This window comes from Enterococcus sp. AMC1252, from assembly GCF_058216515.1.
Genome location: NZ_CM177097.1, coordinates 2,521,076 through 2,532,862, shown reverse-complemented (window position 1 = coordinate 2,532,862; position 11,787 = coordinate 2,521,076). Strand labels below are relative to the sequence as shown.

At 35.3% G+C, this 11,787-nt stretch carries 12 protein-coding genes; 9 read left to right on the top strand and 3 right to left on the bottom strand.

Going from position 1 to position 11,787, the window contains the following annotated elements; genetic code table 11:
• The first annotated feature begins 390 nt into the window (after window positions 1-390).
• The 4 genes from AC4BB5_RS11990 to AC4BB5_RS11975 all read left to right on the top strand — a co-directional run bounded on the left by AC4BB5_RS11990 (window position 391) and on the right by AC4BB5_RS11975 (window position 4,187).
• Window positions 391-1,713: a DRTGG domain-containing protein gene (locus AC4BB5_RS11990; protein ID WP_490456355.1), complete on the top strand. Its 1,323-nt coding sequence runs from the start codon at window positions 391-393 to the stop codon at window positions 1,711-1,713.
• A gap of 14 nt (window positions 1,714-1,727) precedes the next feature.
• A complete protein-coding gene (locus AC4BB5_RS11985) occupies window positions 1,728-2,678 on the top strand; it encodes a DHH family phosphoesterase (protein ID WP_490456354.1) in 951 nt (316 codons plus the stop codon).
• A gap of 202 nt (window positions 2,679-2,880) precedes the next feature.
• Window positions 2,881-3,723: a histidine phosphatase family protein gene (locus AC4BB5_RS11980; protein ID WP_490456353.1), complete on the top strand. Its 843-nt coding sequence runs from the start codon at window positions 2,881-2,883 to the stop codon at window positions 3,721-3,723.
• A 119-nt stretch (window positions 3,724-3,842) separates the two neighbouring features.
• The gene (locus tag AC4BB5_RS11975) at window positions 3,843-4,187 is read left to right on the top strand and encodes a zinc ribbon domain-containing protein YjdM (RefSeq protein ID WP_490456352.1); all 345 of its coding nucleotides are present in this window, start codon (window positions 3,843-3,845) and stop codon (window positions 4,185-4,187) included.
• A 155-nt stretch (window positions 4,188-4,342) separates the two neighbouring features.
• Here the strand turns inward: AC4BB5_RS11975 and AC4BB5_RS11970 are convergent, their stop codons facing one another.
• Entirely contained in the window at window positions 4,343-4,879 is a 537-nt protein-coding gene (locus AC4BB5_RS11970; protein WP_490456351.1) for a TetR/AcrR family transcriptional regulator, read from the bottom strand.
• Window positions 4,880-5,017: 138 nt separating this feature from the next.
• Here AC4BB5_RS11970 and AC4BB5_RS11965 point away from each other — a divergent pair, with 138 nt between their 5' ends.
• Together AC4BB5_RS11965 and AC4BB5_RS11960 are read left to right on the top strand one after the other, a co-directional pair.
• On the top strand, window positions 5,018-5,602 hold the full coding sequence (locus AC4BB5_RS11965; RefSeq protein WP_490456350.1) for an isochorismatase family protein: 585 nt from the start codon (window positions 5,018-5,020) through the stop codon (window positions 5,600-5,602).
• Complete coding sequence (locus AC4BB5_RS11960; protein ID WP_490456349.1) at window positions 5,599-6,483, top strand: ketopantoate reductase family protein; 885 nt, start codon at window positions 5,599-5,601, stop codon at window positions 6,481-6,483. The genes AC4BB5_RS11965 and AC4BB5_RS11960 overlap by 4 nt, the downstream gene beginning before the upstream one ends.
• Window positions 6,484-6,545: 62 nt before the next feature.
• Here the strand turns inward: AC4BB5_RS11960 and AC4BB5_RS11955 are convergent, their stop codons facing one another.
• Entirely contained in the window at window positions 6,546-6,875 is a 330-nt protein-coding gene (locus tag AC4BB5_RS11955) for a hypothetical protein (protein ID WP_490456348.1), read from the bottom strand.
• Between the two features lie 187 nt (window positions 6,876-7,062).
• On the opposite strand from AC4BB5_RS11955, the gene AC4BB5_RS11950 reads away from it, so the two are divergent.
• The 3 genes from AC4BB5_RS11950 (at window position 7,063) to AC4BB5_RS11940 (ending at window position 11,256) form a co-directional block, all read left to right on the top strand.
• On the top strand, window positions 7,063-8,238 hold the full coding sequence (locus tag AC4BB5_RS11950; RefSeq protein WP_490456347.1) for a VanZ family protein: 1,176 nt from the start codon (window positions 7,063-7,065) through the stop codon (window positions 8,236-8,238).
• 66 nt (window positions 8,239-8,304) lie between these two features.
• A complete protein-coding gene (locus AC4BB5_RS11945; protein ID WP_490456346.1) occupies window positions 8,305-9,657 on the top strand; it encodes a DEAD/DEAH box helicase in 1,353 nt (450 codons plus the stop codon).
• Window positions 9,658-9,951: 294 nt separating this feature from the next.
• A complete protein-coding gene (locus AC4BB5_RS11940) occupies window positions 9,952-11,256 on the top strand; it encodes an HAD family hydrolase (RefSeq protein WP_490459066.1) in 1,305 nt (434 codons plus the stop codon).
• Window positions 11,257-11,299: 43 nt separating this feature from the next.
• Here the strand turns inward: AC4BB5_RS11940 and AC4BB5_RS11935 are convergent, their stop codons facing one another.
• A complete protein-coding gene (locus AC4BB5_RS11935) occupies window positions 11,300-11,737 on the bottom strand; it encodes a GNAT family N-acetyltransferase (protein ID WP_490456345.1) in 438 nt (145 codons plus the stop codon).
• Between the last annotated feature and the right edge of the window lie 50 nt (window positions 11,738-11,787).

Here is an 11,787-nt window from a genome sequence, read left to right as displayed (position 1 = left end):
AAGTGAGATTATGTTCGTTTATTTTTAACTTCTGTTACAATATAAGGAGAATAACTGTACTAAAATCTAGTTTTTTTGTTATACTTTTTAAGTGAAGACAATTATTATAGAAGTTATAACTGTTTCAAAACAGACTCAAAAAGGAATAAAACAGATTACTTTTTAGAAAGGGAGTATTCTGATTTATTTAAGTAACTAGCAATGATTTGCGATAAGTAGAATAGAACAAAATATAGATGATTTAAAACATAGATTTTAAACTAGCTTCACGAGCTAGTCTTTCGAGAAAAAGATAAAAATTGAATGAGGCAAAGAGCACCTCATGCATTTTTCTTATTTTCCATTCAAGACTGAACAAGCTCGATCAGCTTTTAAAATAAGGAGGATATTATGGCGACGAAACATGATCAAATATTGAGGTATATTGAAGGATTGCCAATTGGTGATCGTATTTCTGTTAGAAGTATTGCTAAAAATCTTGGCGTTAGTGAAGGAACTGCTTATCGGGCAATCAAAGATGCTGAAAATATCGGATTAGTTTCAACCATTCAGCGTGTGGGGACAATTCGGATTGAGCGTAAATTAAAAAAGCACATTGAAAAACTTACTTTTGGTGAGGTCGTTAGGATCATCGAAGGAGATGTTTTGGGCGGATCAGCGGGTCTAGATAAAGTGTTAAATAAGTTTGTGATTGGTGCGATGACAGAAAAAGCCATGACAAGATATATTACGCCAGGATCTTTGATGATTGTTGGGAACCGTCAAGGTGTTCAAAAATTAGCTTTAGAAAATGGAGCGGCTGTTTTGATCACGGGTGGGTTTGATACAGAAAATGAAATTGCTGAGTTGGCAGATGAATTAGAAATGCCTGTCTTGAGAACGACTTATGATACCTTTACGGTAGCTACGATGATCAATCGAGCGTTGAGTGATCAATTGATCAAAAAAGATATCATGTTAGTTAGTGATATCTACACAACATTAGAAAAAACGAATTATCTGTATTCAACAAATACAATCGCTGATTATCAAAAACTTTCGGAGAAAACGCATCATTCACGTTTTCCTGTAGTCAATAAAAGCTTACGGTTAGTTGGGATCGTTACGGCCAAAGATGTCCTCGGCAAATCAGAGACCCTATCAATGGACAAAGTAATGACCAAAGACCCGATCGTTGTCAAAAAAATGATGAGTGTGGCAAGTGTTAGTCATCAAATGATTTGGGATGGGTTAGAAGTAATGCCAGTTGTTGAAGACGACTTGTCTTTAGTCGGTTTTGTTTCGAGACAAGATGTGATGAAAGCCATGCAGTTGGTGCAACGCCAACCACAGATTGCGGATACGATTTCTGATCAAATTTCTGGTGAAGTGATGCCTGTAGAGGAAGGAAGTAAAGCGGATGAACCGCAATTTAAATTTTCAGTCGCGCCTCAAATGGTCAACAGCGTGGGGACGATTTCTTTTGGCGTACTTAGCGAAATCATCGCTAATGTGACGCAACGGACGATGATTACCAACCAAAGAAGGAATGTCTTGATCGAGCAAATGAGCTTGCACTATTTACGTTTGATACAATTAGAAAGCGAGTTGAATATCCGTCCGAGAGTCTTAGAAATTGGGCGTCGTTCAGCTAAATTAGATATCGAAGTGTATTTGGAAAATGCACTTGTGGCAAAAGCAATTGTCGTTTGCCAAGTAATGGAGCGTACCTAGGAGGAAAAAAGAACATGGATGTTGTAAACGAAATTTTAGTAAAAATCAAAGCCTACCAAACAATTATTATTCACCGCCATCAACGACCTGATCCAGATGCAATTGGGTCGCAAGTTGGGTTAGCGGAAATTTTAAGAGCGAGTTTTCCAGATAAAAAAGTCTATCAGGCAGGAGGACCTGTTGAGGGCTTGGAGTTTTTAGCGGAGATGGATGAAGTGTATGATGAGACTTACCGAAATGCTTTAGTGATTGTCACTGACACAGCGAATTCTCCTCGAATTAGTGACGATCGCTATCAATTAGGTGCTGAATTGATTAAAATCGATCATCATCCCAATGATGATCCTTACGGAGATTTAGTCTGGGTCAATTCAAAAGCAAGCAGTTGCAGTGAAATCATTGCTGATTTTTATCATCTTCATCAAGATGAACTGATCATGAATACTAAGGCTGCTCGATTGCTATATGCTGGAATCATCGGCGACACCGGCAGATTTTTATACCCATCAACTACGCCTCATACCTTGGAGGTAGCGGCTGAATTGATGACGTATGGATTCAACGCTGCTGAACTAAATCGTGAATTAGAACAAATTCCAATGAGCGTCGCCAAATTAGCTGGCTATGTGTATCAAAATATTAAAGTAGATGAGCATGGAGCTGCTATGGTGATGTTACCTCAATCTTTACTTGATGAATACGGCATTGTTGATTCGGAGACAGCTGCGATCGTGTCTTTACCAGGTGTGATCGATGAGGTTTTAGCATGGGGGATTTTTGTAGAGCAACCAGAAGGGTATTATCGAGTTCGTTTACGCTCAAAAGGACCTGTGATCAATGAGTTAGCAAAAAAACATCATGGAGGAGGCCATCCTTTAGCCAGTGGTGCTAATGCTAAAAATCAAATAGAAGTTGATGAAATCTACAAGGAGATTCAGCAGTTATGCAAAGAATATAAAAAATAACGACTGAAAGCATTTACATTTAGAAAGACATCCGTTATACTAAAGCTAGTTAAATAACGGATAGTGATTGTCTTAGACAAGCTAAACCTGATTATACCAAATAATTTTATTTGGTATAGTTGGGTTTTTTCTTTTTTGTTTGGCAAACATAACCTAAAAGAGTTTAACTAAAAATAAGGAATAGTATGGAGGAGAAAATGTTATGAAATTTAAAAAGATGGTTGTTGGTGTAGCGATGTTATCAATGGTTTTAATGGGCTGTAGTAATAATACTGCCAACGAAGAAAAGAAAGCTGATACAAAAGAAAAGGAAAATTCAGAAGTAGTGATTTACCTTGCTCGTCATGGTAAAACGATGTTGAACACTGTGGATCGTTCTCAAGGATGGATCGATGCACCATTGACACCAGCCGGCGTTGAAGTGGCAGAACAATTAGGCAAAGGGTTATCTGATGTTAAATTTGATAAGGTAGTGACTAGTGACAGTGGACGCGCAATTGAAACGGCTGAATTAGTCTTAAAAAATAATGGGCAAGAAACGTTAACAAAGGAAATGACGAAAGATAAACGTCTAAGAGAATATAATTTTGGTACTTATGAAGGCTTGATGAATGAAGAAATGCTGACAGCGGTAGCAAAAGAACAAGGTAAAACATATGAAGAATACAACGAATGGATGAAAGAAGTCGGTTTCTATAAAGGAATCATCGAATTTGCTGACGTATTATCTGATCTAGATAAGAAAAATGTTGAAGAAGGCGTGAACTGGCCAGCAGAAGACAGCAAAACAATCGTTGCCCGTCTAACAGCTGGCTTGGATGATATTGTGAAAGAGGCTGAAAAAGAAGGTGCAAATAATGTGTTGGTCGTGTCCCATGGAATGAGTATTATTACGTTGTTAGGTGAACTAGATGCAAATGCAGATTTACCAGATGGTGGATTAAAAAATGCTAGTGTTTCAAAAGTAACGTATAAAGATGGCAAATATACGATCGATAGCGTAAACGATCTTTCTTATGTAGAAAAAGGGAAAGAAAGTAAATAAAACTAGTTTACTTTACTATTTGTAAATATAATGATTCTTTTATTTCGTTTAGAAGTGCGATAGAATGAAGTGATAACACTTTAAAAGAGAACGATATAATGAAGGAGAGTTTAAACTAAATGGAAAATTTACCAAGCTGCCCTGAATGTGGCTCAACATACACTTACGAGGATCGTGGCATGATGATTTGTCCTGAATGCGGACATGAATGGTCACCAACAGACGTAGCAGAAGATACAACAGCTGTCATCAAAGATTCAAATGGCAATGTGTTAGCTGATGGTGATAGTGTGACAGTTATCAAAGATTTAAAAGTCAAAGGGGCAAGTGGTGCAATCAAACAAGGAACGAAGGTTAAAGGAATTCGTTTAGTACTTGATGCGGCAGATGGTCATAATATCGATTGTAAAGTTGAAGGCTTTGGACCGATGAAATTGAAATCTGAGTTTGTGAAGAAGAACTAAAGAGTTATTCGCTTAGGCGATTCATTTCTAATTATGATGAATAAAAGTATCTAAGATGTAGGATTAATAACTACGTTTTAGATACTTTTTTACATCGTTCTTCAACAGAAAAATAAGAATATGCTAGAGTGATCAATAGGATCAATACAAAGTATTTAATAATTATCAGAAAAAAATTTTTCCATTAATTTTGCAATTTTTTCTGGTTTTAATCGGTTTTCTTGGTCTATCCAGTGAGAAACGACATTCCAGAAGCCTCCAGCTTTAAACGCTGAAATAAAAGTGATTTCATTAGGGTCAGTAAGATTAGTATTTAATGTATCGAATAAGATAGGGGCATAATGATTGTATTTCTCTAGAAGATAATTAAAAAGATTATCTCTTTTCAGTAATTTCAGAAAACTTATATGCTCCTCTAAAAACTTGAAATGAAGTTGAAAAATTTTTGATTCAGTTAAATCAGGTGTATTGAGTATTAAGGGAATGTAAGAGCCCATCAATTGTTCAATTTTATAATCAAGAATTTGTTCTTTAGAAGCGAAATGACGATAAAATGTTCGGCGATGTAACTCCGAATGGTCAGCAATTTGCTTAATCGTAATCGTATAAAAGTTTTGATTGATCATCAATTCTAGTAAAGAATCGACAATCCATTGTTTTGATTCATACACTTGTTTTCTCTTTTTTTTCATAAATTTCTCGCTTTCTTTTCCGAATTGCCACATTTTCGGTCATATGTAGCACTTAAGTAAATAGTATTGACTGAAAAATGTACTGTATTATACTGTGAATGTCACATTAGTGGTAATTAAGAGGCAGGGGGAAAAAGAATGACTAACACTGTAATTTTGATTGCTGAATTTCAGAAAAACTGGACAGATAAAGGATTTTTTTATCAATTAATTAAGCGTGAGTATCAAAAGAAAAATGTGTTGGTTCATACAAAAAAGTTATTGAATTTTGCAAGAGAAAATCAAATTAAAGTTTTCCATGCCCCATTAATCATTGATAAAGCGGATACATCAAGGTATTCAAAAACTCCTTTGGCTGCTCGATTATTTAAGCAATTGGAAAAAGGAACTTGGAAAGCAGAAATTACAGATGGTATATATGCAGTAGGTGATACCATGATAACAGGTAGAAGTAGTTATGATTGTTGTGTTGACAGTGATCTTGTTCAACAATTAAAAGAGAATGAAATAAACAATATTGTTGTTTGCGGATTCACGACTGGAAACTGTGTAAAGAAAATTGTTGTTGAGCTTGAAGGACAAGGGTTTAACTGCATAATAGCTAGTGATTGTACAGCCTCTATAACAGCGTCAAGCCAAAAGAAAGTCGAGAACCGATATCCTAGTGCAGCGAATGAACAATTATTTACGTTTTTGGCAGAAAAAGAGGGACTAATGAAATGAGGATCTTGATTTATGGAGCAGGTGCAGTAGGTTCGATATTCGCTGGGAAATTACTACAAATAGGAACCGATGTGACCATGTTGGCTAGAAGTGAACGATATCAACAATTGAGCAACAATGGTTTATGTATAGAGAACGTATTGACTGGTGAAAAAAATGAGTATCGAATCAAAGTCATCAACGAATTAGAATCAGAGGATCAATATGATTATATTATCGTTTGCGTAAAATATCAGCAAATTGATTCCGTATTACCTGCCCTGAAGAAGAATAACTCATCATCAATTGTATTTGTAGTTAACACTCCCACTGGGTATGATGAATGGTGTATGGCTGTTGGTTCCAAAAGAGTATTATTAGGATTTCCAGCAGCTGCAGGAGAGCTAGTTCGGCACCAAGTAAACTATTTTATCAGTACAGGGGTGCAAAGAATATTCCAAGCGACAACGTTCGCAGAGTTAGATGGTTCTAACACCAATCGCCTTAAGACATTGGTCGCATTATTTAACAGAGCTGGATTTGCTCCAGTCACAACTAATAATATGGATGCATGGCAAAAAGCACATATTGCAGTTGTTGTCGGCATCTCCAATGCGATAAATAAGTTCAATGGTGATAATTATGCATTAGCAAAGTCAAAAAAGTCACTAGAGGAATTAGTTCTAAACACAAGAAAAATGTTGCAGTTGATTAAAAAAAAGCAAATTCCATTATTACCTAAAAAACTCCTGTTTTATTATTTGCCAATACCTGTTCTTGTTTGGATGTTTAAATATATACTAGGGTCAAAAATTGGTGAATATGGAATGGCAAAATATGCAATAAATGGAAAAGAAGAAATTAAGCAATTAGAAAGAGCATTCTACAAACAAATGGAGTAAAGAATTGATTGATATACTAAAAGGTCATTGCTTTCTTACGATTAAAGATGTTACTTAAATACTTACTGTTTGTCTTTATTTTGCTGAAACGACTGCACTCGTTTCACACCACGCCAAAGATTGAGAACAGCTAACGCTCCACCTAAAATAAGAGGAATCCACAATAATTCTGGCGAGTAGCTCAACTTATTTAGTTGCTCGCTAGAATGACTATCCTTCAAAGTCCACAACCCTTGCAAGACTTGAAAACTAAACGCCATCAAAAAGGTTGCAATTAGTAAAAGAACGAATCCGATATAGTGCAATTTGCTTTTTTTTCTAATAATAGCAAATAAAATATACAAAAAAATCAAGAAAATCGGAACACCAAATGCAAAGTAAGGATTTAACATAGAAAAGCCTCCGTATATAAAGATTGAATCATCTAATTAGTTAGTGTAGGAAAGTCACATACGCTACAAGTCAATCATACTGCAATTTTTCCAATTTGCAAAATATATTTTTTTGTTAAAGCTCTAGTTATTAGAAATGACAAAAGTTTTATTTTCTACTACACTAAAGAGGAAGGAGTGTGGTTAGATGTCAGCATATGCTGCACCAATCAAAACAGCAATGATTGCTTTTCCTTTTTTGGCGTTTGCGATTTCGTTTGTGCTCGTTATTCGTGAATACCGAAAATATGGAACATTTTTATTTAGAAGAGCACTGATCCTTTATTCATTTGTTTTCTATTTACTATGTGCTTATTTTTTAGTTATATTACCATTGCCGCCAAAAGCGGAGGTGGCACAATACACCAGTCACTATTTAGAATTGCGACCCTTTTATTTTGTCAGTCGTTTTTTACAAGAGACTGTCCTGAATATTCATGATCCGAGCACTTTTGTTCCTGCGTTAAGGCAAGGCGTCGTTTTGGAACCTGTATTCAATATCTTGTTAGTAGTCCCTTTAGGGGTGTATTTACGTTATTATTACAAATTTTCATTAAAAAAAGTGGTTCTTGCTAGTTTTCTCTTGTCGCTGTTTTTTGAATTAACACAGTTGAGCGGGTTGTACTTTATTTATCCTAGACCATACCGACTAGCAGACGTCAATGATTTGATCAATAATACCTTTGGCGGGATTGTGGGATATGCGATCACACCGATGTTGACATTTTTATTTCCGACTAGAGATGAACTGGATGAGGTTGCTTATAAAAAAGGGCAGTCAGTCAGCTTGTTCAGACGCTTTGTGGCTTTTTTGATTGATTGGTTTATGATTTCGATCGTTCAATCATTTGTGATGTTTCTTCTGAATTTCGTATCAGAGTATAAACAATGGTTTACAGGATATTCTGTACTTGAAGAGCGTCTGTGGTTTTTCATTATGGTGTTTTTAGTGTTTATGTTATTGCCAAAAATTACCAATGGAGAAACGCTTGGGAAAAAAATTGTTCGTATTCGGATTGTAGAAGAAGGACGTGAAAAAATTCGTTTCAGAGCGTTGTTCATTCGGTACGGTTATTTGTATTTTGTTTATGGCTTGATTAGCTTATACATGACTAGTTCTGCTGATTTACTCAATTCAACGAATCGTATGTTACAGCTTGTAAGCTTTATGTTGTTTCTATTTTGTTCTTTTTTACTTCTATTATTTTTCATCAATATTCTCTATGTACTAATTAGAAGGAACCGTCGTTTATTTTATGAAAAAGCGAGTCATACCTATACGATCAGCACGATAAAAGATCAGAAAAATAGAGAAAATGAATAAGGATTTGTGGTTTTTGTGGTATAATGCATGAGGACTTACACAACAAGTTTGAAAGAGGTGAGGTAAATGAGTTCATTTAAACAATTTCAATTCAACGATTTTATCATGGAAGCATTAGCAGATAAAGGGTTTGAACAACCAACAGAAGTACAAGAAAAATTGATCCCTGTGATTAAAAAAGGAAAAAGTGTAATCGGTCAATCCCAAACAGGAAGCGGAAAGACACATACATTTTTATTACCATTGATGAATAAAGTAAATCCTCAATTGGATGAAGTACAGATTCTGATCACGGCACCTAGTCGAGAATTAGCGAATCAAATTTATCAAGAAGCAATCCAAATCGCAAAATTCAGTCAGCCGGAAATTCGTGTGACGAACTTTGTCGGCGGAACGGATAAACAAAGACAAATTGCCAAATTAAAACATCAGCAACCTCATGTGGTTATTGGGACACCAGGTCGTATTTTAGACTTGATGAATGAACAAGCATTAAAAGCACATACTGCTTTTGCTTTTGTTGTCGATGAAGCAGATATGACGTTAGACATGGGCTTTTTAGAAGAAGTTGATCAAATTGCTGGACGTTTGCCTAATAAACTGCAAATGTTAGTTTTCTCTGCGACAATTCCAGAAAAATTAAAACCTTTTTTGAAGAAATATATGGAAAATCCAGTTATAGAACATATTCAACCGAAAAACATTATTTCGGAGACTATCGATAATTGGTTGATTTCTACAAAAGGAAAAGACAAAAATCGTTTGATTTACCAATTGTTGACGATTGGTCATCCTTATCTAGTGATCATATTTGCTAATACAAAGCAACGGGTTGATGAAATCACTGACTATTTAAAAGATCAAGGCTTAAAAGTAGCGAAAATCCATGGCGATATTTCTCCGAGAGAACGTAAACGTGTGATGCGCCAAGTGCAAGATCTTGAATTTCAATATGTGGTGGCGACAGACTTAGCTGCACGAGGAATCGATATTGAAGGTGTTTCTCATGTCATCAATGCGGAAGTTCCAAGTGATTTAGACTTCTTTATTCACCGTGTTGGTAGAACAGGAAGAAATGGCTTAGATGGAACGGCGATCACGCTTTATTCGCCAGCGGATGAAGAGGCAATTTCTGAAGTTGAGCAACTAGGAATCGAATTTCATCCAAAGGAAATTAAAAATGGTGAATTGGTTGATACTTATGATCGTAACCGTCGGACGAAACGTGAAAAGTCAAAAGACGCTTTGGAAGACCCAACTCTAATTGGATTGGTGAAAAAGAAAAAGAAAAAAATCAAACCAGGCTATAAAAAGAAAATCGAATGGGCAATTTCAGCTAGTAATAAACAAAAACGTAAAGTTGAACGCCGTCAGCAAACGCGAACAGCTAAAAAAGCTAAAAAGAATAGCTATAAATAGTCGTAATGATTTTTCTGCTAATTTGACAAGCTAGTGTAAAAAACATCTTTCAAACGATGATTTTATATCAATACTATATTGGTATAAAATCATCGTATTTTTTTCTCAATAAGAAGAAATCGTTAATTTAAATTGTTAGATAAACAAATCCTAACATAATGTTATTTTTAGCTATTGAAATAATAAAGCGGATACATTATACTATTTTAATAGATATCTATTAAACTGATCAATGAAGCTCAGTAATATTCAACGGTGAATTTTTGAACATTAATTGAAAATGGGAGGAAATTTATTTTGAAAAAAACAATATTTTTAATCGTTACAACAACATTGCTTGGCTCATTATCAGCATGTAGTACAAATTCTAAGGAAGCAACAAAGGAATCTAGCGATTCTATCACTAAAGTATCTTCAACCAAGGAAACAGATTTAGAAACAAATAGTTGGTTTGTTGAAAACTATCAAGCGCTAAACAACCTAATCAAACAAAATGGAGCCGAAAGTAAGGATTATGATGCAAAGAATAAGCCGTACGCTGTTTTTGATTGGGATAATACAACAATTTTTAATGACATAGGTGAAGCAACTTTCATGTATCAAATTGAGAATTTGAAATTTAAGATGACGCCAGAAGAATTAGAAAAAGCTCTAAAAATGAACATTCCAAAAGAGGATTTCAAGGACGAATGGAACAATTCAGACGGAAATCCTGTCAACATTGACAAGGCTACAAATGATATTGTCGATGACTACAAAATAATAGAACAATCGTATGAAGGTATGAATGGAGAGAAAAAACTTGCTGAAATAAAAGAGATGGATGAATATAAAGATTTTTCAACAAAAATCCGATATTTATATGATGCAATAGGGGATACGTTCAGCTCAGATATTAGTTATCCATGGGTGACATATTTATTCACCGGTATGACAACAGACGACGTGCAAGCGCTGACCCGTGAGGCAATCGACCATTCACTTGAACTTCCTATAGAAACGATTACTCTAAAAAGTCCAGAATCATTGAAAAATGAAGCGGGGCAAGTAGAAGTGAACGTGCAAAAAGGCATTAGAACAATTGCTGAAATGCAAAATTTATACAAAACATTGATGGAAAATGGAATCGAGGTTTATGTTTGTTCTGCATCGTACATTGATGTCATCATTCCTTTTGCTACCGAAGAAAAATATGGCTATCAAGTGCCAACAGATCATATCTATGCTATGAGACTTGTAAAAGAGAATGACATTATCCAAACTAAATTTGATACAGCTTATGACCAAACGCAAGGTGATGGCAAAACAAAAACAATCAAAAAACATATTGCTGAAAAGCATAACAATAATGGGCCAATTTTAGTTGCAGGGGATAGTGCTGGAGATGTGGCGATGTTGACAGACTTTGATGATATGAAGGTAGGGCTGATCTTCAATCGAAATAAATCAGGCGATATAGGAGAATTATGCAAAAAAGCCACAGAGAAACAAAACACGGAGCCAACTTATTTGCTTCAAGGGCGTGATGAAAATAATGGAACGTTGCTTCCTGAACAAGCGAGTATTCTTTTTGGTAAGGAAAAAGCCACGCTGTATTAAGACGATTATAAATTATTTTCTGTTAAGGAGTCTAGGGGTAATCTCAAAGACTCCTTAAATTTTTTATCATCTCCACACAAAGAATACCATCTTCAAAATATTCTTGTGAATTGATCGTGTAATCTAGTGAGGTATAAAATCCTGAAGCTGCTTTTTCTGCTGAAAGAACACTAGAGGAATACCCAGCGTTTAGTGCTTTTTCTTCTAATAATGAAAGTAGATTTTTCCCGATTCCTTGGCCACGATAGTCTTTTTGGACACAAAAGCGATCAGGTTGAATCGTTTTGTCGTCTTTAGCTTGATAACGAATCGTTGCAATCGGAAGATCTTTTTCATAAACAACAAAATAATCCCGATCTAGAGTATCTAGTTCGTCAAACTCATCGTGCGCTGAAATTCCTTGTTCGATGACAAAAACTTCATAACGCAAGGCAAAAGCCGCTGCTTGATGCCATCGTTCATTTCCAAAATGTATGTGCATATGAACCCTCCAGATAATTTTCTTAATGAAAGAATCATTCAATGGTATAC

Coding starts and splice junctions, on each gene's coding strand:
- AC4BB5_RS11990 (WP_490456355.1), top strand. CDS start 391: ATGGCGACGAAACATGATCAAATATTGAGGTATATTGAAGGATTGCCA.
- AC4BB5_RS11985 (WP_490456354.1), top strand. CDS start 1,728: ATGGATGTTGTAAACGAAATTTTAGTAAAAATCAAAGCCTACCAAACA.
- AC4BB5_RS11980 (WP_490456353.1), top strand. CDS start 2,881: ATGAAATTTAAAAAGATGGTTGTTGGTGTAGCGATGTTATCAATGGTT.
- AC4BB5_RS11975 (WP_490456352.1), top strand. CDS start 3,843: ATGGAAAATTTACCAAGCTGCCCTGAATGTGGCTCAACATACACTTAC.
- AC4BB5_RS11970 (WP_490456351.1), bottom strand. CDS start 4,879: ATGAAAAAAAAGAGAAAACAAGTGTATGAATCAAAACAATGGATTGTC.
- AC4BB5_RS11965 (WP_490456350.1), top strand. CDS start 5,018: ATGACTAACACTGTAATTTTGATTGCTGAATTTCAGAAAAACTGGACA.
- AC4BB5_RS11960 (WP_490456349.1), top strand. CDS start 5,599: ATGAGGATCTTGATTTATGGAGCAGGTGCAGTAGGTTCGATATTCGCT.
- AC4BB5_RS11955 (WP_490456348.1), bottom strand. CDS start 6,875: ATGTTAAATCCTTACTTTGCATTTGGTGTTCCGATTTTCTTGATTTTT.
- AC4BB5_RS11950 (WP_490456347.1), top strand. CDS start 7,063: ATGTCAGCATATGCTGCACCAATCAAAACAGCAATGATTGCTTTTCCT.
- AC4BB5_RS11945 (WP_490456346.1), top strand. CDS start 8,305: ATGAGTTCATTTAAACAATTTCAATTCAACGATTTTATCATGGAAGCA.
- AC4BB5_RS11935 (WP_490456345.1), bottom strand. CDS start 11,737: ATGCACATACATTTTGGAAATGAACGATGGCATCAAGCAGCGGCTTTT.